Source organism: Staphylococcus sp. B1(2026) (genome assembly GCF_058895785.1).
The window spans coordinates 1-22,321 of record NZ_JBZXTS010000019.1 but is presented as its reverse complement, the minus strand read 5'-3'; the positions used below and the strand labels follow the sequence as shown (position 1 = coordinate 22,321).

The 22,321-nt window shown below is 28.8% G+C and carries 22 protein-coding genes; all 22 read left to right on the top strand.

What is annotated here, in order from left to right; all coding sequences use genetic code 11:
* Window positions 1-85: 85 nt before the first annotated feature.
* On the top strand, window positions 86-1,420 hold the full coding sequence (locus AC5EAH_RS04610) for a DEAD/DEAH box helicase (protein ID WP_493493590.1): 1,335 nt from the start codon (window positions 86-88) through the stop codon (window positions 1,418-1,420).
* Window positions 1,421-1,432: 12 nt separating this feature from the next.
* Entirely contained in the window at window positions 1,433-2,332 is a 900-nt protein-coding gene (locus tag AC5EAH_RS04605; protein WP_493493589.1) for a deoxyribonuclease IV, read from the top strand.
* An 18-nt stretch (window positions 2,333-2,350) separates the two neighbouring features.
* Window positions 2,351-2,788: a Fur family transcriptional regulator gene (locus tag AC5EAH_RS04600; RefSeq protein ID WP_493493588.1), complete on the top strand. Its 438-nt coding sequence runs from the start codon at window positions 2,351-2,353 to the stop codon at window positions 2,786-2,788.
* Window positions 2,789-2,973: 185 nt separating this feature from the next.
* Window positions 2,974-3,936 carry a 4-hydroxy-3-methylbut-2-enyl diphosphate reductase gene (locus AC5EAH_RS04595; RefSeq protein WP_493493595.1) on the top strand — a complete coding sequence of 321 codons (963 nt, stop codon included), beginning with the start codon at window positions 2,974-2,976 and terminating at the stop codon, window positions 3,934-3,936.
* A 91-nt stretch (window positions 3,937-4,027) separates the two neighbouring features.
* Window positions 4,028-5,380 (top strand): glucose-6-phosphate isomerase, encoded by a 1,353-nt coding sequence (locus AC5EAH_RS04590; RefSeq protein WP_493493587.1) that lies wholly within the window; start codon window positions 4,028-4,030, stop codon window positions 5,378-5,380.
* 64 nt (window positions 5,381-5,444) lie between these two features.
* A complete protein-coding gene (locus tag AC5EAH_RS04585) occupies window positions 5,445-6,116 on the top strand; it encodes a lysozyme family protein (protein ID WP_493493586.1) in 672 nt (223 codons plus the stop codon).
* 78 nt (window positions 6,117-6,194) lie between these two features.
* Entirely contained in the window at window positions 6,195-7,124 is a 930-nt protein-coding gene (locus AC5EAH_RS04580) for a metal ABC transporter solute-binding protein, Zn/Mn family (RefSeq protein ID WP_493493585.1), read from the top strand.
* A 328-nt stretch (window positions 7,125-7,452) separates the two neighbouring features.
* Window positions 7,453-8,367, top strand: a complete 915-nt coding sequence (locus tag AC5EAH_RS04575) for a LysR family transcriptional regulator (protein ID WP_493493584.1) — start codon at window positions 7,453-7,455, stop codon at window positions 8,365-8,367.
* Window positions 8,368-8,485: 118 nt separating this feature from the next.
* A complete protein-coding gene (locus AC5EAH_RS04570; protein ID WP_493493583.1) occupies window positions 8,486-11,170 on the top strand; it encodes a YfhO family protein in 2,685 nt (894 codons plus the stop codon).
* Between the two features lie 49 nt (window positions 11,171-11,219).
* Entirely contained in the window at window positions 11,220-13,007 is a 1,788-nt protein-coding gene (uvrC, locus tag AC5EAH_RS04565; protein WP_493493582.1) for an excinuclease ABC subunit UvrC, read from the top strand.
* The gene (racE, locus tag AC5EAH_RS04560; protein WP_493493581.1) at window positions 13,004-13,801 is read left to right on the top strand and encodes a glutamate racemase; all 798 of its coding nucleotides are present in this window, start codon (window positions 13,004-13,006) and stop codon (window positions 13,799-13,801) included. Before uvrC ends, racE begins: the two co-directional genes overlap by 4 nt.
* Window positions 13,802-13,809: 8 nt before the next feature.
* Window positions 13,810-14,406, top strand: a complete 597-nt coding sequence (locus AC5EAH_RS04555) for an XTP/dITP diphosphatase (RefSeq protein ID WP_493493580.1) — start codon at window positions 13,810-13,812, stop codon at window positions 14,404-14,406.
* On the top strand, window positions 14,403-14,915 hold the full coding sequence (locus AC5EAH_RS04550; RefSeq protein WP_493493579.1) for a YfcE family phosphodiesterase: 513 nt from the start codon (window positions 14,403-14,405) through the stop codon (window positions 14,913-14,915). The genes AC5EAH_RS04555 and AC5EAH_RS04550 overlap by 4 nt, the downstream gene beginning before the upstream one ends.
* A 179-nt stretch (window positions 14,916-15,094) precedes the next feature.
* On the top strand, window positions 15,095-15,640 hold the full coding sequence (locus AC5EAH_RS04545) for a helix-turn-helix domain-containing protein (RefSeq protein WP_493493578.1): 546 nt from the start codon (window positions 15,095-15,097) through the stop codon (window positions 15,638-15,640).
* 10 nt (window positions 15,641-15,650) lie between these two features.
* Complete coding sequence (locus AC5EAH_RS04540) at window positions 15,651-16,757, top strand: ABC transporter ATP-binding protein (protein WP_493493577.1); 1,107 nt, start codon at window positions 15,651-15,653, stop codon at window positions 16,755-16,757.
* Window positions 16,750-17,577 (top strand): ABC transporter permease, encoded by an 828-nt coding sequence (locus tag AC5EAH_RS04535; protein WP_493493576.1) that lies wholly within the window; start codon window positions 16,750-16,752, stop codon window positions 17,575-17,577. The genes AC5EAH_RS04540 and AC5EAH_RS04535 overlap by 8 nt, the downstream gene beginning before the upstream one ends.
* Window positions 17,570-18,355, top strand: a complete 786-nt coding sequence (locus tag AC5EAH_RS04530) for an ABC transporter permease (protein WP_493493575.1) — start codon at window positions 17,570-17,572, stop codon at window positions 18,353-18,355. Before AC5EAH_RS04535 ends, AC5EAH_RS04530 begins: the two co-directional genes overlap by 8 nt.
* On the top strand, window positions 18,355-19,431 hold the full coding sequence (locus AC5EAH_RS04525) for an ABC transporter substrate-binding protein (protein ID WP_493493574.1): 1,077 nt from the start codon (window positions 18,355-18,357) through the stop codon (window positions 19,429-19,431). The genes AC5EAH_RS04530 and AC5EAH_RS04525 overlap by 1 nt, the downstream gene beginning before the upstream one ends.
* 158 nt (window positions 19,432-19,589) lie before the next feature.
* On the top strand, window positions 19,590-20,195 hold the full coding sequence (locus tag AC5EAH_RS04520) for a glutathione S-transferase family protein (protein WP_493493573.1): 606 nt from the start codon (window positions 19,590-19,592) through the stop codon (window positions 20,193-20,195).
* Between the two features lie 135 nt (window positions 20,196-20,330).
* Window positions 20,331-21,164 carry a hypothetical protein gene (locus AC5EAH_RS04515; protein ID WP_493493572.1) on the top strand — a complete coding sequence of 278 codons (834 nt, stop codon included), beginning with the start codon at window positions 20,331-20,333 and terminating at the stop codon, window positions 21,162-21,164.
* 10 nt (window positions 21,165-21,174) lie between these two features.
* A complete protein-coding gene (locus AC5EAH_RS04510) occupies window positions 21,175-21,663 on the top strand; it encodes a GNAT family N-acetyltransferase (protein WP_493493571.1) in 489 nt (162 codons plus the stop codon).
* A 116-nt stretch (window positions 21,664-21,779) separates the two neighbouring features.
* Complete coding sequence (locus tag AC5EAH_RS04505; RefSeq protein WP_493493570.1) at window positions 21,780-22,313, top strand: helix-turn-helix domain-containing protein; 534 nt, start codon at window positions 21,780-21,782, stop codon at window positions 22,311-22,313.
* Window positions 22,314-22,321: the final 8 nt, after the last annotated feature.

The window sequence follows — 22,321 nt, the reverse complement described above, 5'->3', positions numbered from 1 at the left end:
AAAGTAGAGTTTTCAAGTATTTTCATGTATAATAATATAATGAGATGTTATGGATAAATATAATTTCTAAAATAGGAGGTTGATTATGTTACCAAAATCTTTCGAACAATATAAATTTAAAGAATTCATCAATGAAGCAATAGTAGATTTACATTTTTCACAACCAACAATGATTCAACAACGTGTTATGCCACAAGTATTAAAAGGTAAATCATTAATTGGACAATCACAAACTGGTACGGGAAAATCACATGCATTTTTATTACCATTAATTAATAGAATTGACTCAACTAAACCACAAGTGCAGGTTGTTATTTTAGCACCGACACGTGAACTAGCTAAACAATTATTTGATGCTACGCAACATATTTTATTATTTGAAAAAAATATTAAAGCAGCATTATATATTGGTGGTACAGATAAACACAAAGATATTGAAAAATCTAAAGTACAACCACAAATTATTATAGGTACGCCAACACGCATTAATGATTTAGCTACAGATATTATTTTGGACTTGCATGAAGTAAATTCAATTGTAGTAGATGAAGCAGATTTAATGCTAGATTTAGGTTTTTTAGAAGATGTAGATAAAATTTTATCTAAACAAAGTGAAAAAGCGCAATTACTTGTTTTTTCAGCGACAATTCCAGTAGGCTTGAAACCATTCTTAAATAAATATTTAGAAAATCCAGAATTTATTCAAGTTAATCCGATGCAAGATACAACGAAAAATATAACTAATTATTTGGTGGCTATAAAGGGTGCTAGTCGAGATGAAAAATTATTGCAAGTGATGTCGACACTTAATCCATATTTAGCGATTATTTTTGCGAATAAACGTGAAACAGTTGATCATGTTGTTAATATTGTATCTGAAGCGGGCTATAAAGTAGGTGTTATACATGGTGGTTTAACACCACGTGAACGTACACAAATGATGAAACGTATTCGTAATTTAGAATTTCAATATGTGATTGCAAGTGATTTAGCAAGTCGTGGTATTGATATAGATGGTGTATCGCATGTTATTAATTATGAAATTCCAAAAGATGTAGATTTCTTTATTCATCGTATCGGTAGAACAGGACGTGGGAATTTAAAAGGTGAATCGATTACACTATATTCAACAAGCGATGAATATTTATTAACACAAATTGAACAAAAAAAGGTAACGTATTTTTATGCAGAACCTAAAAATGGAGAATTAGTATTAGTAAAAGATCGTCATGAGCGTATGAAACGTGTTAAAAAAACACCGGATGGTGAGATTCATGAACGTTTAAAACGAAAAGTTAAATCAGCTAAAAAAGTTAAACCGGGATATAAGAAAAAGTATAAGTATAAATTAGATAAATTAAAACAAAAAGAACGTCGAAAATTTGCGAAATCACGTGGACGTAATGAAAAACGACAATAGGAGATAAATAAAATGACATTAAAAATTGGTTCTCATGTTGCCATGGCTGGTAAAAAAATGTTAGTAGGTGCTGTTGAAGAGGCATTAAGCTATGGTGCAAATACATTTATGATTTACACTGGTGCACCACAAAATACACGTCGTAAACCTATTGAGGAATTAAATATTGATGCTGGTCTAGCATTAATGACCGCTAAAGGGATTGATGTAAATGATATCGTTGTGCATGCACCATATATTATTAATATTGCTAATACTGAAAAACCAGCAACATTTAAGCTAGGTGTTGAATTTTTACAAAAAGAAATTGAACGTACAGAAGCTATTGGTGCAAAACAAATTGTTTTACATCCAGGTGCGCATGTTGGTGCAGGTGCTGATGCAGGTATTAAAAAAATTATTGAAGGTTTAAATGAAGTATTAAGTAATGATAATGATGTTCAAATTGCTTTAGAAACAATGGCAGGTAAAGGAACAGAATGTGGTCGTTCTTTTGAAGAATTAGCCAAAATTATTGAAGGCGTAACAAATAATGAACGCTTATCTGTTACATTTGATACGTGTCATGTTAGTGATGCAGGTTATGATATTGTTAATGATTTAGACGGTGTGCTAACACAATTTGATAAAATTGTAGGATTAGATCGTATTAAAGTATTACATATTAATGATAGTAAAAATCCAACAGGTGCTCATAAAGATAGACATGAAAATATTGGTTATGGACATATTGGATTTGAATCATTACATCGTATTATTACGCATGAAAAATTTAAAAATATTCCTAAAATATTAGAAACACCATATGTTGGAGAAGATAAAAATAATAAACGCGCACCTTATAAATATGAAATTGACATGATTAAATCGGGTCAATTCGATGCACAATTATTAACAAAAATTATGCAGTAATAGTTAAGGAGGGCCTATATGAATTTAGAAGAAGCTTTAGAAGTGATGCGTGAGGCTGGTTATAAAGATACAAAGAAGAGGCGTGATATGATTGAAGTTTTTGTAAAACAAAATCGTTATATTTCTGCTAAAATATTACAACAGCACTTATTACCACTTTATCCCCAAATTAGTTTCGATACGATTTATCGTAATCTGAGTACATTTGAATCAGTAGGTATTATAGAACGTACCGAATTAAATGGTGAACGTCATTATAAAATTGGTTGTACAGGACATAATGACCATCATCATCATTTTATTTGTTATCGTTGTGGTAAAACAACAGTACTAGATGATTGCCCAATAAATATATTTGCCAAGCAATTACCTAATTATCAGATTACAGCGCATAAAATTGAATTATATGGCTTATGTGATCAATGTAATGTTTATGAAATTAAGATTAATTCGTGATTTGATAAAGACATACTAACAGTAAATAGGATTAATGATAAAAGTAAATTCATAATTATCATTAATCCTATTATTGTTAAAGACTTATTTTATATTATAAATAATATCGCTCTAAAGACTTATTTTATTTATAGTATAAAATAAGTTATACTATAAAAAGTAAAGTGCAGAGGAGATTAATGATGATGAAAGTAATAAAAATTAGTCCACGAGGCTATTGTTACGGAGTGGCTGATGCGATGGTTATCGCAAGAAATGCTGGTATGGATAAAAATCTTCCACGTCCTATTTATATTTTAGGAATGTTAGTTCATAATGAACATGTAACTAAAGCATTTGAAGAAGAGCAAATATTTACCGTTGATGGTCCTAATCGTTTAGAAATCTTAGAAAAAATTGATAAAGGTACGGTTATTTTCACAGCACATGGTATTAGTCCAGAAGTGAAAAAACGTGCTATAGAAAAAGGTTTAACATGTCTGGATGCATCATGTCCAGATGTTTTACGTACACATGATTTAATACGTCATAAAGTTGCTGAAGGATATGATATTATCTATATTGGGAAAAAAGGTCATCCAGAACCAGAAGGTGCTATCGGCGTGGCACCAAACCATGTACATTTAGTACAAACATTAGATGATTTAAACCATTTGAACTTATCTCAACAAGAAAAATTAATTGTTACAAATCAAACGACGATGTCTCAATGGGATGTACAAGATTTAGCTCAAAGTTTAATTGATTTATTTCCTAATATAGAGTTTCATAAAGAAATTTGTTTAGCGACTCAAGTGAGACAAGAAGCGGTAGCAGAGCAAGCACAAGCAGCTGATTTGTTAATTGTTGTAGGAGATCCACGTTCAAATAATTCTAATCGCTTAGCACAAGTATCTATTGATATTGCGAAAACAACAGCATACAGAATAGGCAGCATTGAAGATATTGATTTAAATTGGTTGAAAGGTATTGAAACAGTAGCTGTGACATCAGGTGCTTCAACACCAACGATTGTTACTAAAGAGGTGATTAAATTTTTAGAAAAATTTGATGAAAATGATCCAACAACACATGATCAACAATCTAAAATTGTGTTATCAAAAATTTTGCCGAAACCTAAGAAACAGTTGAAGAAAGAGACGTTATAATGATGAGTATATATTGACATTTTTCATTATTTCATGTAGCATAATTGACGTAGAGAGAGATAATAAATAATACATTACATGGAGGTAAATGATGACACACATTCAATTTGATTATTCAAAAGCACTGAATTTTTTTGGACAACATGAGTTGACACAATTAAAACCATTAGTATCAGCTGCACATCGTACATTACATGAAGGCAGTGGTGCAGGTTCTGATTTTTTAGGGTGGGTAAATTTACCAACAAATTATGATAAAGAAGAATTTCTGCGTATTCAGCAAGCAGCTAAAAAAATCCAATCAGATTCTCAAATTTTATTAGTTATTGGTATCGGTGGTTCTTATTTAGGTGCACGTGCAGCTATTGAGTGGGCTTCAAATAGTTTTTATAATTTGCAAGCGGATGATAAAAGACAAGGTCCTCAAATTATTTTTGTAGGTCATCATATTTCATCAACATATACTAAAGATTTAATTGATTATTTAGCAGCATCAAATAAAGATTGGTCTATTAATGTAATTTCTAAATCAGGAACAACAACTGAACCTGCTGTTGCGTTTCGTATCTTCAAAAAATTATTAGAAGAAAAATACGGAAAAGAGGGTGCACAACAGCGTATTTATGCAACAACTGATAAAGAAAAAGGTGCATTAAAGCAGTTGGCAAATGAAGAAGGTTATGAAACATTTGTCGTGCCTGATGATGTTGGTGGTCGTTTTTCTGTATTAACAGCTGTTGGTTTATTACCGATTGCAGTTGCTAATATTGATATTGAAGCAATGATGTCTGGTGCTGCACAAGCACAGCAAGATTTTTCAGGAGATGATTTATCAACAAATATTGCTTATCAATATGCAGCTATCCGTCATATTTTGTATAGTAAAGGTAAAATGATTGAAATGTTGATTAATTATGAACCAGCTTTACAATATTTTAATGAATGGTGGAAACAATTATTTGGTGAGTCTGAAGGTAAGGATTTTAAAGCTTTATATCCATCAAGTGCATGTTTCTCAACAGATTTACATTCATTAGGTCAATATGTACAAGAAGGACGACGTGACTTATTTGAAACAGTTATTAAAGTTACTAAAGCTCGTCATGAATTAATAATTGAAGAAGAAGAAAGTAACTTAGATGGGTTGAATTTCTTAGCTGGCAAGACAATGGATGAAGTTAATACTAAAGCATTCCAAGGTACCTTATTAGCTCATACAGATGGTCAAGTACCAAATTTAGTTGTAGAAATACCACAATTAGACGCCTATACATTTGGTTATTTAGTATATTTCTTTGAAAAAGCTGTAGCAATTTCAGGTTATTTACTAGGATTAAATCCATTTGATCAACCTGGTGTAGAAGCCTATAAACGTAATATGTTTGCGTTATTAGGTAAACCAGGATATGAAGATTTAACACAAGAATTAGAATCACGCTTATAATATGATTTATTTAAGCTGCTCCTATCTTTAAAGATAGTGAGCAGTTTTCATTTTAGGAGGTAACATGATTAAAAAAAGAAATAGGCGTCATCGCACAACTTATCAGCAAGTATTAATGATTGCTAGTATTTTCACTATTATTTTAATTATGTTGTACTTGCTGGCACATCGTCAACCCGAACAAGATGCAGTTCTTTCAGATGTCAATAATGAATTATTAACACCACAAGTATTAGCTTATGAACCTTTAGTAAAATACTATGCTGAAATTAATCACATGACCTCAGATATTAATATTTTATTAGCGATTGTTAGACAAGAGTCTAATGGTCAAGTTGCAGACGTTATGCAATCTTCAGAATCAGCAGGGTATCCTCCTAATTATTTTACACAACCTGAAGAATCTATTGCACAAGGTGTTTATTATTATGCAACAATTAAGCAACGTATCACTGAATTATTTCCTAATCAAAATATTTTAACTAATGAACAAAAAATTCATTTAGCTATGCAAAGTTATAATTTTGGTAAAGGATTTGTAGATTACGTGGCACAAGTTGGTCAGTTTAATGATCGTATAATTATTAATTTTGCTAATGAGCAAGATAGTAGTTGTTCACAAGAAAAACGTCAAATGTATGGTGCATGTTATGGTGATATTTATTATTATCAACACGTGATGCGTTATGTAAATATTTCTGAAAATATTATAGATGGGACATGGATAAGTCAATAATTAAATTTTATCTTGACATCTAGTAAGAAAAGTTTTAAAATTTAAAGCGTAATAATTACGTTTTAAGAGGAGTAAAATATGAAAAATACTAAAAAAATAGCTTTAGGATTAATGAGTTTATTAGTTACGGGCTCTTTAGTTGCCTGTCAACCTTCACAACAATCTGAATCAAGTAATACATCAGAAGTTACTTCAACAATGCATAAATTAGAACAAATTAAAGTTGTTGCAACATTAGATTTTTATGGTGAAGCTGCAAGTAAAGTATTAGGTAAACATGGAACAGTAGATAGTTTGATTTCTAGTCAAGCAGCAGAACCACATGAATTTGAACCAACTGTGGATGATGCAAAAAAAATAGAACAAGCTAATTTTGTTATTTATAATGGATTAGGTTATGATGCATGGACTGAAAAATTATTAGCTGCTAGTCATCAAAATCAGCGTGTGGCCGTGAATGTAGCAACTAATATTATGAATAAAGTTGAGGGAGATAACGAGCATATTTGGTATCAACCTGATACAATGATTAAAGTAACAGAAGATTTAATTAAACAATTTAGTATATTATCACCACAATATGCTGATGAGTTTCGTAAAAATGGAGAAGCATATATTCAAGAGCTACAAAAAGTAGTAGATAAAGCTGATCAAGTTAAAGCTTTAGCACAATCTGGCAAAGTTGATGTTTCAGAACCAGTATATGACTATGCTTTAGAATATGTAGGATTGACTGTTAATAATAAAGAATTTTCTAAAGCTGCTGAAGAAGGTACAGATCCTTCTCCTAAAGCTATTGAAGAAGTGAATGCTGATTTAAAAAATAAAAAAGTTAAATTATTTGTCTACAATCCACAAGAAACTAATGACACAATTGATAATTTAGTGAAAGTGGCAAAAGATAACCATATTCCAGTAATAGAAGTATCAGAAACTTTACCAGCGGGTAAAACTTATGCCCAGTGGATGTTTGATCAATATCAATCACTAGAAAATGCTTTAAAATAATTTTAAAAATATCAACTGAGTATATTTATGTATTCAGTTGATATTTTTTATTATGGTTAATATACTATATGTAATATTGATGGGTATTATTTTTTTATGATTTAAATATACAGTAAAAAGGGAAAAATAATAGAAAATTTTTATATAAAAAAACTAAAGTCTTTCATATCTATTTAAACGTTTTCTTAAAAATAAAAGCTAATATAACAATCTTTTACTATTTTTAATAATTAAAAGATAACTCTCTATATTTTATTAAATCTATTTTAAATTACTAAAATATTATGGTATAATTAAAATATAAGAAATTAATAACGGTGGTGAACAAATGAATACACGTCAATTGCAATATTTTAGAGAGCTAGCTAAGACAGAGCATTATACCAAAACTGCAAAAAAGTTAAATATAACGCAACCTAGCTTAAGCCACGCAATTTCAGAGTTAGAAAAAAATTTGGGTGTTTCATTATTTGAAAAAGATGGAAGAAATGTAAGATTAACAAAATATGGTTTATTTTTTTTAACTTATGTTGAAGATGCATTATCAGAATTAGAAAAAGGTAAGCAGAAATTGATGGAATTAGTTAATCCTCATACGGGAAGTATTGATTTAAGTTATGTTAATGCATTAGGATTACATTTTATTTCGCAAATTATAGGCATGTATAATATCCAAACGAATAATGATACAGAAAAAATGGTTAATTTTAATTTTATACAAAATAGTGAAGAAGATTTAATGCATAAATTAATTAAAGGTCAGTATGAATTTGTTTTCAATTTTAAAGATAATGAGTACGAACAATGTCATTATTTTCCAGTAGCGAGATATCGTTTTGTGCTTATTGTTTCTCCAAATCATGAATTAGCAAAATATAATAAAATCACTTTAGATAAGATAAAAAAATATTCTTTATTATGTTTTGCGCCACAATGCTCATTGTATTTAACAACTAAACGTTTTTTTGATACGTATAAAATTACACCTGTCAAACAAACGAGTTTAGTAAATACTTTAACTATTGCTGGATTAGTTGAACAAAATTATGGTATTGCAATTGTTCCGAAGATTCGAGCACTGAGATATTCAAACGTAAAAGTCATAGAATTAGATTTTGATCAATCAGATAACTTTATTTACATGACAACGTCAAAAACACATAAATTATCTCCTGTTGCAGAATCTTTTAAAAAATTTATAGAACAGCAAGCTGAAAATGGAAGTTTAGATAATTTATTATAATTTTATACTGAAAACTATGTTTATTTACATAGTTTTTTTAAATTTGTAGCTTAATATTGTTAATCATAAATTTTTGTTTTATGATGAGTAAATATAATTTGAAAAGAAGGTGTTGTACTTGAAATTTAAAAATTATCATCTGATAATGATTGTAATTTTAGTTGTACTATGTGCACATAGTTACTTTATATTTTTTAATAAAGGTATATTAATGACATTAGAAGATTTTTATAAACAACAATTAGTCTTTTATAGAGATGGTTGGGAAAAGGTTCATAGTGGACAATTCACTTTTTGGACATGGAATAATTTATTAGGAAATGATTATTTGGCAGCAAATTCGTTTTATTTTACATATAGTCCATTTTTTTGGCTAGCTATGTTATCACCTAAAATATATTTACCACAAGCAATGTTAATATTAAATATGGTAAAAATGATTGTGGCAGCAATATTGATGATGAAATATTTAAAGCATATTAAAGTGACAAAGCCATCCGTAGTATTATTAGGAGCTATAATGTATGCTTTTAGTGGCGCTTTAATTTTAAATTACTTTTTTAATCACTTTAATGATACTTTTTGCTTGTTTCCATTATTTTTAATAGCAAGTGAAAAATTTATTAAACATCAAAAATATTTAGGGATTATAGCTATATTTGCATTACAAACAATGATCAATATTAATTTTTTATATAATTTATTGATTTTTGTGTCTTTATATATTTTGTTTCGTTATTTAATGTATCATCAGTTCATAGTTTGGCAACATTTCTTCAAACAATTAATAGTTTATTTATTATCTTTAAGTTTAGCTATTGCAATAGGTATGATTAATTTTCTACCTACGGTGTTAAATTTATTACATAATCCACGTGTAGGGACATTTCATTATGCATTCCAAAAAATGAATATTGATTATTTATCAACGACAGTATTAGCTATAATTAATGAATCATTATTTCCTCCGACAAGTATTTATAGAGATGAGTTAGTCTCTGAAAAAATGATAGGGAGTTTTAATTTTCAATCATTGACATTATTTGTTGCGACAATTGCAATGATTATTTTACCATTGATGTTTAAGTTATTAACTAAACGTCAATACTTATTGATAATAAGCTATTTTACGATAAGTATGATAATTTATATTGTGCCTGTTTTAAATAGTATGGCTACCGGTTTTAGCAATGTTACATTTCGTTGGGGATTTATTATTTGTGCCTTAATGATTGCTCTAGCTTGTTATTTATGGGAGCAACTTGAAGTACAACATTTAAAATTGTTATTGAAAGTAGTTATTAGTTATAGTTTATTGGCTATCGGTGTAGTTTTATTTACTGTAAAGTTACAAGCTTATAGAGACATTAGTTATTATATTGGTCGTTTATTGTACGGTATTTTACCAACTTTTATTATATTATTTTTAGTCTGTTTGGCGATTATTTATATGATGTTTGTGAAAAAAATTCAACTTACTTTTTTAATTCTGATATTAATGATTCAATCTATTAGTGCATTTATATTTTTTGTTAATTTTAATTCAGGATATGAAAAAAAGGGATATTATGATGCGGAAGTAATTACACATTTAAATAGCACGCAAAAAACAATTGATTATTGGCACAATACTAAAATTATAGATAAAGCAAATACACGTCTATTAATGGATCATTGGGCTTTGGCACAAAGTACAGTTAAAATTAATGGTGGATTAGCTTTCGGTCTTAATATGCCTAGAGTCTTTCATTCAGTTTATAATAGTCAAACGAATGATTTTTATGATTATAGTCAAGGTTTTGTAAATGAAACAAATACATATTGGTTGAGAGGGTTTAACAATGATTCGTTAATTCATTCATTAATTGCAACAAAAGGTATTATTTCAACAACTAATAATTTAGCGTATCAACATTTACCAGCGGGTTTTATTAAACAAGCACAACAAGAAAAATATGTTTACTATAATAATGATTTATATATAGGTATTGCACAAAAATTTAAACAATATTTAACGATTGATGAATTTAATCAATTACCTTATCTCGTTAAACCACAAGTATTAAATCAATATTTAATTACGGATGATCAATTATCTATTGCACATGGTAATATAGCAACAATAAATAATTATGATAAAACATTAAAATATCTTCAAGATTATTCTACAATTGTTTTAGAAGATAATGAAAATTTTCTAGTAAATAATATTACTGTTATGCAGTTAGCAATGACCGAAGAAGGCACATTATACATACCTCATAATGATAATGTAAAAATATTTAAAAATGGTCAATTTTATGAAGATATTGATTTTAATTATTATGATGTTCATGAAACAATGACACCAATGAGTTATCAAAAAGGTGATATTATTGATATTCAATTGTTACCTGGGCAATATCATATTGCAACTAATTTTTATCAAGAAAATGATTTTGCACTCGTTAATGTACCTTTAAGTCATATGCAATCAATGATACAACAAAGAATGATTAAACATCTCGATGAAAAATTATTACCTAATCAATATCTTGCAACTATCAACTTAGAGGAAGATAGTGTTGTTTACTTTGCTATACCAGCTAATGAAGGATGGTCTGCTAAGGTAGATAATCAACTATATCAAATTAAAATAGTACAAGGTGGTTTTATTAGTTTGACACTGCCGGTAGGACAACATCAAATTGTCTTAACATACACGACGCCAGGATTTTATATAGGTTTAATTGTGTCAATCATATCTAGTATGATATTTATTTGCTTACTGTTAATTAACAGACGTCATCGTATTATGTCGTGATTAATTTATGTTATAATAAAGATATTAATACGTAGAAGCGGGTGTTAGCATGAATGATTTGATTAAACATAAATTAGCTTTATTACCAGATCAACCAGGTTGTTATTTAATGAAAGATAGACAACAACAAGTAATTTATGTAGGTAAAGCGAAAATTTTAAAGAATCGTGTAAAGTCTTATTTTACAGGAAGTCATAATATTAAAACACAAAGATTGGTAAGTGAAATTGTTGATTTTGAATATATTGTAGTTGCTTCAGAATTAGAATCATTAATTTTAGAAGATAATTTAATTAAACAACATAATCCTAAATATAATATTCGTTTGAAAGATGATAAAACTTATCCTTATTTAATGATTACACAAGAAAGACACCCACGTTTGTTAATTACAAGACAAGTTAAGCGTAAAAAAGGTATGTATTTTGGGCCATATGCTAATGTTTCAGCGGCTAATCGTACTAAACAATTATTAGAACGTATGTACCCTTTACGTCGTTGTCATCCAATTCCTAAACGTGCATGTTTGTATTATCATATGCATCAATGTTTAGGACCATGTAATCATGAAGTACCAATAGAACATTACCAACAACAAATTGATAAAATTTCACATTTTCTAAAGGGTCATACAAAAGAAACGGTTAATGAATTGACACATAAGATGCATATTGCGAGTGAAAAACTAGAGTTTGAACGTGCTGCTGAATTAAGAGACTTGATTGCTAGTGTAGAGATTATAAGTGAACAACAGAAAATTACGCAACAGCAAAAGGTAGATTGTGATATTTTTGGTTATGCTTATGATAAAGGATGGGGTTGTGTACAAGTATTTTTTATTCGTCAAGGTAAGATGTTAGAAAGAGATGTTTCTATTTTTCCACTTTATCAAGATGTTGTTGAAGAATTTAATACGTTTATTGGTCAATTTTATCATCAAGCACAGCATTTATTACCGAAACAAATATATGTTCCAGATATGTGTGATAGTCAATTATTGTCTCAGTTTTTATCTACTAAAGTTTATGTTGCAAAACGTGGTAAAAATAAGCAATTAGTAGAAATGGCAAATGATAATGCACAACGAAAATTACAAGAGAAGTTTGAATTGATTGCTAGAGATGAAGCACGAACAATTAATGCTGTTAAAGAACTGGGAGATTTATTGAATATTCCTACACCTGTCCGTATTGAAGCGTTTGATAATTCTAATATTCAAGGTGTAGATGCAGTATCTGCCATGGTAGTTTTTATAGACGGTAAAGCAAGTAAAAAAGATTATCGTAAGTATAAAATAAAAACAGTACAAGGTGCAGACGATTATGAAACAATGCGTGAAGTTGTTCGACGTCGATATTTAAGAGCATTAAATGAACAACAGCCACTGCCTGATTTAATTATTGCTGATGGAGGTAAAGGTCAAATTTCAGCAATTCGAGATGTATTAGAAAATGAATTGAATTTATTTATTCCTGTGGCTGGATTAGTAAAAAATGATAAACATCAAACAGCAGAATTATTATTTGGTGATAATTTAACGCATGTTGCGCTTGATAAACGTTCTCAAACTTTTTATTTATTACAACGTATTCAAGATGAAGTTCATCGTTTTGCGATTACATTTCATAGACAAACACGTCAAAAAAATAGTTTGCAATCATCCTTAGATCATATTACTGGTATTGGAAAACAACGTAAACAATTATTATTGCAACATTTTGGAACAATAAAAGCAATTCGTCAAGCTACGTATGAAGAAATACTTGTATTAGGCTTACCTAAAAATATTGCACAAAATATTGTTAATTATTATCAACAGCAGGAGGAAAAAACATGAACCAAGCAATCGGTGTGATGGATAGTGGTATTGGCGGTTTAACGGTAACAGCAGAACTTATGCGTCAATTACCTAATGAAACGATTTATTATTTTGGTGATAGTTTGAGATGTCCGTATGGCCCGCGAGATTTAGAACAAGTTAAACAATTTACAATTGAAATCGCACAATTTTTAATGACAAAAAATATAAAGATGTTGGTTATTGCGTGTAATACAGCAACAGCTGCTGCCATCGTTACTTTAAATGAATTGTTGCCGATTCCAGTAGTTGGTGTGATTGCTCCAGGTGCACGTACGGCGATTCAAACGACCGTAAATAATCAAGTGCTTGTATTAGGTACAGAAGGAACTATAAAATCTCAAGCTTATAATTTAGCTATTCATAAGATTAATCCTTTAGTACATGTTGATGGTATTGCTTGTTCACCATTTGTTCCATTTATTGAAAATAAACAATACCAAAATGAGAATGACACAGAAAAATTAGTTAATGAAGTACTTAATGATACAAAAAAATTATCAGTAGATACTGTTATTTTAGGTTGTACACATTATCCATTAATTTCTTCAAAGATTCAGCAGTTTTATGGTAAAGATGTACAAGTTATTTCTTCGAGCCGAGAGACAGCTAGAGAAGTGAGTACAGTATTAACTTTGAAAAATATACATTATTTAAATTCAACCAAACAACCACATCGTTTTTTTGTAACATCAGAACCAGAAAAATTTAAACAAATAGCAAAAGAATGGTTGAATTTAACTAATATAGATGTTGAAGTTGTAACATTATAGGAGGATATATGACACAAATTATTATTGCTTCAAATAATCAAGGTAAAATTAAAGATTTTCAAGTTCAACTTGTACCATTAGGATTTGATGTTAAAGGTTTAGCTGATTTAAATATTAATTTCGAAGTAGAAGAAACAGGTAAAACTTTCGAAGAAAATGCAATATTAAAAGCAGTAGAAACAGCAAAATTTTTGAATTTACCTGTTATTGCAGATGACAGTGGTTTAGTAGTACCAGCATTAAATGGCCAACCAGGTGTTTATTCAGCAAGATTCGCTGGAGAACCTAAAAGTGATGAACGTAATAATCAAAAATTATTAGAATTAATGACGAATCAATCACAACGTTATGCTTATTTTGAATGTGTGTTAGCACTTGCTATGCCAAATGGTAAAGTACAAATTTTTACAGGGCGTTGTGAGGGAGAAATCGCTGAACAATTAATAGGTGATGAAGGTTTTGGTTATGATCCATTATTTTATTTACCACAATTGTCTAAAACTATGGCACAATTAACGAGTCAAGAAAAAGCACAATTAAGTCATCGTGGACAAGCAATGAAACAATTATTATCTAGTATTAATTTAAAGGAGATGAATGTATGAAAATTGTCATTGTGAGTGATAATCATCGTCAAAAAAATGTTTGTCATAATATTTATCAACGTTATCAAAATGAAGCTGATTTATTTTTACATTGTGGAGATTCGGAATTTGATTATGATAATGAAGAATTACAACATTTTGTTAAAGTAAGAGGTAATTGTGATTGTGATGAACGTTATCCTCTATCAGAATGTATTGATATTGAAGCTATCACTATTATGTTAACACATGGTCATTATTTTTATGTAGGTTCATCAAGACAAAGATTAGCACAAGCAGCAAAAGATCAAAATGCTAGTATAGCGATTTATGGACACACACATTTAGCTAAGTATGAAGTCGTAGATGGTGTGTTATGTATTAATCCAGGAAGTATTGCGCAAAGTAGAGATTTGAATATGCCAAACAGTTACGCTATCTTAGAGAAAATGCAACAAAATATCACGCTTACTTACTATGATCAACAACATAATATATTATTATCAGAAGATATAACATTAAATAGGTAAGTTGAATAGCTCATAAAGTTGATAACAATTTTATGAGCTATTTTATTTTAGTAAAAAAAACATTTACATTTAGTCATTTTTTGTTAAAATATATATTGTCAACAAACAAAAAGTTTTATTTTACTAAACTTAATAAACAAAAAGTTTTAGTTAGTAAACTCGATTGAAAGGAGTTATTAATGACCTATGATATAGGTGCTAAAATAAAAGCACTACGTTTACAAAAAGGATTGACTCAAGAAGAATTAGGAGAAAGAACAGATTTAAGTAAGGGTTATATTTCTCAATTAGAAAGAGATCTTGCATCGCCATCAATAGAAACATTTTTTCATATTTTAGAAGTTTTAGGTTGTAAACCAAGTGATTTTTTTGATGAAAAAAAATCACAACAAATTGTGTATACAGAAGCAGATTATACAGAATATGATGAATATGACCTAGGTTATAAATTGAAATGGCTAGTACCTGATTCTAATGAAAAAGATATTGAACCAGTGATTGTAACTTTACTACCTAATGCAAGCTATAAGATGTTTGAACCACATTTAAGTGAAACATTTATTTATATTTTAAATGGGCAAGTACAATTGAAATTCGGTCAGAAAATATTTCAAGCTCAAACGGGACAAACTTTTTATTTTGAAGCAACAGAAGCGCATCAATTAACAAATATTAGTCAACAATCTTGCCAATTATTAATTGTGGCAACAAATTCATATTTATAAGGAGAAATACATGAGTCAATATAGTGTTAGATTTAATAATGTTACAAAAAAATACGGAGATACAGTTATTTTAGATGATATTAATTTAGAAATAGAAAAAGGTAAATTTTACACTTTACTAGGGCCATCAGGTTGTGGTAAATCGACGATTTTAAATTTAATAGCTGGATTTTTAACACCTACTTCAGGAGATGTTTTTATTAATGAAGAACGCGTTAATCAAGTAGAAGCTAACAAACGCCAAGTGAACACAGTGTTTCAAGATTATGCTTTATTTCCACATTTAAATGTGTTCGATAATGTAGCATTTGGATTGAAAATTAAAGGTGTAGACAAAGCTACAATTGAAAAAAAAGTAAGTAAGGCACTAAAATTTGTTAATTTACCAGGATTTGAAAAACGTGAGATTTATGAAATGAGTGGTGGACAAAAACAACGTGTTGCGATTGCACGTGCAATTGTTAATGAACCTGAAATCATTTTATTAGATGAATCATTATCAGCGTTAGATTTAAAATTAAGACAAGAGATGCAGTATGAATTACGTGAATTACAACAAAATTTGGGTATTACATTTATTTATGTTACACATGATCAAGAAGAAGCTTTAGCCATGAGTGATTATATTTTTGTAATGAATAAAGGAAAAATTCAGCAATCAGGAACGCCGATTGATATTTATGATGAACCAGTTAACCGTTTTGTAGCAGATTTTATTGGAGAATCTAATATTGTACCTGCACGTATGATTGAGGATTATAAAGTTGAGATGTATGGTAAACAATATGAATGTGTTGATGCTGGTTTACCTGCTATGCAAAAAGTAGAAGTAGTGATTCGTCCTGAAGACTTAGAATTAACAACTGTAGAAAAAGGTAAAATTACAGTGCAAGTAGATACAGCTTTATTTAGAGGTGTTCATTATGAAATTATTGCATACGATGATTTAGGTAATGAGTGGATTATTCATTCTATTCATTCAGCAAAAGAAGGCGAATTAGTTGGATTACATTTTTCTCCAGAAGCAATTCATATTATGGTGCCCGGTGAGACTGAAGAAGAATTTGATGCACGTTTAGAAGCTTATGAGGATGAGGAGGAAAACACGCATGTTTAATCAAAAAACGAGAACCTTTTTCATGGTACCTTATGTAGCTTGGTTAATTTTGTTTGTTGTTTTTCCATTATGCTTAATTGTTTTCTATTCATTTAGAGATATTCACGGTCATTTTACATTAGAAAATTATAAAGCTTTTATTACACCGACGTATTTATGGATGACTGTTTATAGTTTTTGGTATGCTTTATTAATTACATTTATTTGTTTAATCATTTCATATCCATTAGCATATGTCATTCGTTTTACAAAACATCGTCAAATGTGGTTATTATTAATTATTTTACCGACATGGATTAATTTATTATTAAAAACATACGCATTTATGGGCTTATTTGGAGAATATGGAAGTGTTAATAAATTTTTATCTTTTTTAGGATTAGGAACACATCAATTACTATTTAATGGTGCAAGTTTTGTTATTGTTTCAGTTTATATATTTATTCCGTTTATGGTATTACCTATTTACAACTCAATAGAAGGATTAAATAAAACTTTGATTTCAGCAGCCAAAGATTTAGGAGCCAATCAATGGGTTACGTTTACACGAGTGATTTGGCCACTAACTTTTGCAGGTGTTAAAACGGCGATACAAACAACATTTATTCCAGCCTTATCTTTATTTATGATTACACGTTTAATTGCAGGTAATAAAGTGATTAATCTTGGAACGGCAATCGAAGAGCATTTTTTAGTTACTCAAAATAAAGGAATGGGTTCAACAATTGCAGTATTTTTAACACTTATTATGATTGTTGTAATGATTCTTACAGGGTCAACGGGTGTAGAAAAAATTAATGGAGGTAGAAAAGATGACTAAACCAATATCAAAAATATATTTAACATTGATGTTATTTTTCTTGTATACACCTTTGTTATTTTTAGCTTATTATTCGTTTGCTTCTTCTGGTAATATGGTAAGTTTTGATAGTTTTACTTTAGATAATTATAAAGAATTTTTTAGTAATAAAAGATTAATTATGATCGTTGTTAATACAATTATTATTGCATTATTATCAGCATTAGGTGCTACTATTTTAGGTGTTTTTGGCGCATTAGCTATTTTCGGTGTAAAGCAAATGAAACAAAAAAATACTTTACTTGTACTTAATAATATTTTAATTGTTAGTCCAGATGTTATTATTGGTTCGTCATTTTTATTATTATTTACAGTTGTAGGTTTAAAATTAGGATTTAGTTCAGTGCTTATTGCACACATTGCATTTAGTGTACCTATTGTCGTTTTAATGGTGTTACCTAAATTACAAGAAATGCCATTGTCTATGATTGCTGCTGCTAGAGATTTAGGTGCGTCTTGGCGTCAAGTATTAACACATGTCGTTATACCATTTTTATCTCCAGGTATCTTTGCTGGTTTTTTCATGGCTTTAACTTATTCATTAGATGATTTTGCTGTTACATTTTTTGTGACTGGTGGTGGTTTCCAAACATTATCAGTAGAAATTTACTCTATGGCACGTCAAGGTGTATCATTACAAGTTAATGCCTTATCAACATTATTATTTGTTATTATTTTTGTTATTGTAATCATCTATTACTTTATTCAAACTAATAAACAAAAACAGGAGGTTAGATAATGAAAAAAATCATAAGTGCAGCTAGTCTAATCTTAGTTATTTCAATTGTATTAATTTTTACATCTTATCAATTAGATAAAGGGCAACAAGGAAGTAAAAATCAAAATTTAATTATTTTTAATTGGGGAGAATATATTGATCCATCATTAATCGATAAATTTGAGAAAGAAACAGGTATTAGAGTAATTTATGAAACATTTGATTCGAATGAAGCAATGCTTGCAAAAATAGAACAAGGTGGTACTGCTTATGATATTGCTATGCCGTCTGACTATATGATTAATAAAATGAAGAATCAAGGCTTATTACTTCCTTTAGATAAAACTAAATTGACTTATTTTAAAGACATTGATCCACAGTTACTGAATAAATCATTTGATAAAGGAAATGAATATTCAGTACCTTATTTCTGGGGTACAGTAGGTATTATTTATCATCCAGATAAAGTTAATAAAGAGTTAACATTTGATTCATGGAATGATTTATGGGATCCAAGTTTAAATAATCAAATATTATTAATTGATGGGGCTCGTGAAATGATGGGAATTGCGTTACAATCTTTAGGTTATTCAGTTAATGATAATAATCCTGTTAATTTATCAGTAGCTGAAAGAAAACTAGAAACATTAGCACCTAATATTAAAGCAATTAATGGTGATGAGAAAAAGATGTTGATGCAAAATAATGAAGCACCTGTGGCAATTGTTTGGTCGGGAGATGCAGCAGATATTATTTCTGAAAATGAAGAATTAACATATAAAATTCCAAAAGAAGGTACAAATTTGTGGTTTGATAATATGGTTATTCCTAAAACATCTCAAAATCAAGAAGCTGCTTATAAATTTATTAACTTTATTATGTCACCAGAAAATTATGCACAAAATGCAGAATATATTGGTTATTCAACACCAAGTTTAGCAGCTAAAGCATTATTACCAGAAGAAATTCGTGAAGATGAACGCTTCTATCCAGATTTATCTTCATTAAAAAAATCAGAAGTGTATGATAATCTACCACGTGATATTTTACAAAAATATAATGATTTATTTTTAGAATTTAAAATGAACTCACGATAAAGCTATAAAACCCTTGATATAATAGGGTTTTTAGCTTTTTTATTATGTGTAGTCCTAATGATTTTTTGTTGAAAGGTAATTGTTGTCAAAATCAAAATTCAAGTAATACTAGATAGAGTGTGTTATACTTATCACAATTAATTTAAGGAGAATATAAAATGAAACTTTATTATGCACCAGGAACTTGTGCTTTAGCTTGTTGGATTGCTTTAGAATGGGCAAACGCAGATTATACAGTAGAGAAAGTAAACTATGCCTCACCAGAATATAAAAAAATTAATCCTTTAGGATTAGTACCAGCATTAGATATTAATAAATCTCGTGCAATGACACAAGCTGATGCAATCTTACAATATATTACTGAACTTTATCCTGAAAGTGATTTAGGTAGCAAAGAAGGTATTGATAATCGTTTTGAATTTAATGAAACAATGTCATTTTTAACTGGAGATTTTCACCCAGCCTTTTGGCCAATGTTTGTACCTTTCCGTTATACAAAATCTAAAAAGATAGAAGATCAAAATTCTGTAAGAGAAGCTTCTTATGCTCGTATTGATTTAGCTATGACACATTTGAACAATTTAATTGGAGATAGTGGTCATGTTTATCAAGATAAACGTAGTGTAGCTGATGCGTATGCTTATGTTATGGCATTATGGTCTGAAAAAACACCAAAAACTTGGAAAGAATATCCAAATTTAGCTAAGTTTATGGAAGCAATGTCAAATGATGAATCAGTAAAAAAAGTATTATCATTAGCATAAAATTAATAGTCGTTACTATATTAAAACAATTCTTTATGAATTGTTTTTTTATCGGCGTTGAATAATAATACGCATAGGATTGCACTTTATGATATAATGAAAATATTCACAATTAATAACAGGAAGGTACATTCAATGAATAAAAAAATGAGACTATTAAGCAGTGTCTTATTAATGTCAGTTGTCGTCAGTGCTTGTAGTAAAGCAGAAAAAGCTAAAGAAGAAACATCCGTAATAAACACAGAGGAAACAACAGCTGTTAATAAAAAAGAAGTTGTTTCTAAAGAACAACATCAAGCGGACATTAATTTAGCGATTACAAATTTTAATGATGCTAAAAGTTTAAAGGTAACGTATAAAGATGGCTTATCTGATTGGGCATATTCGGGTATTATGAGTTATGATGCAGTAAATAATAAGTTTATTGTCATAGAACAAAATAAACAAGAAAAATTATCAGTTTATTATGATCGTAAAAATGATGAATTTTTTACATTAACCGATGGTAAAGATGTATCAGATGATTATTCTCAATCAATTCCTTTAGTACAATTAGCTGATCGTCGTGTAGAAATGACAATGAATTTTTTTAAGACATTAGCAGAATATCAAGAGGGTGATTTACCTTTTGAAGTAACATCTTCTGGTGATTATCAATTTATAGGTAAAAAATCAGCATTAGCAACAGCTGTTAAAAAAATATCGACAGACAATGGAAAAGATAATGTTAAAAATATTGACGGTAAAGATTTAACTTTATTACTAACAATAAATACAGCTAACGAAATCACAGCAATAAAAATATCAGGTCATTTAACTATTAATTATAAAGATAATACGAGTGAAGAAGGCGAATTAAATACTGAATATATAATTGCTAATTACAATCAAACAGGTGTTAAATTTGAAAAAGCGACGAAAGATAAGTCGGTAGAAAATACATCTGAAGAACGTAGTTATGAACATTAGGAGATAAGTGATGATAATTAGAGCAGCAGAAATCGAAGATAGTCGTGTAATGAGTAGTGTCTTTGCTAAAACATGGAAAAGTGCCTATCAAGCAATATTACCAAAAGATTTTTTAGATAATTTATCTGAAAAACAATGGATTGCTAGTTTTGATAATATGTTAGTTCAAAATAAGGTGCAAGCATATGTTGCAATTATTGAGGATAAAATTGTAGGTGTTATAATTCTAGATGCTCAAGAAGGTCGTATTATTGCATTGAATATTTTACCTAATTATCAACATTTAGGTATAGGACGCCAATTGATGATACAAGCTTTTAAAATATTACAATTAGCTCATCAAACAATCTATTTACAAGTACTTAGAAAAAATTATTCAGCACGTGCATTTTATGAAAAAATGGGTTTTAAAAACACACGAGATATTAAAATTTTAGTTATAGCGAATACAGAGTTTGAAGAATATATTTATACATATAATTTTGAAGAAGTAGAATAATCTGCTTCTTTTTGTCGTTATTAATGTGGAAATAATATTATTTTAACATTAAAGGTGATAATAGTATAATAAAAACATATATGAAAACGTTTTATATAGGGAGGGGGGAGGATGAAATGAATCAGAGACAAATACAATTGTTAGATTATCTAATTAAAGAATCTAGTTATCAAACTAGTGAACAATTGGCAGAATATTTTAATGTATCTACAAAAACAATATTACAGGATATTAATAAATTAAATGGTGTATTATCTGTACTAAAAATTCATATTAAAAAAATACCTAGGCATGGTATTAAGCTAGATTTAAATAGAGTACAATTTAATAAATTATCACATAAAATTCATGAAATATGTGAATTAAAGATATTTGAAAAATATTCTCCAGAATATAGAATACAAATATTAATAAGTCGACTAATAAAAACTAATGACATAGATATTTTTGATTTTGCTGAAGAAATGTGCATTAGTGAGCAATCTATAAAAAAAGATATAGATAAAATAAATCAAGAAATACAGTCATACGGTATTAGTTTAGTAATAAAAAAATATAAAATAAAATTATTAGGTGATGAATATTCATGGCGTAATTTTTTTAGAAAATATATTATACAAAAAGTTTTATATAATGTATCTATTGCGTAGTTCAAAAT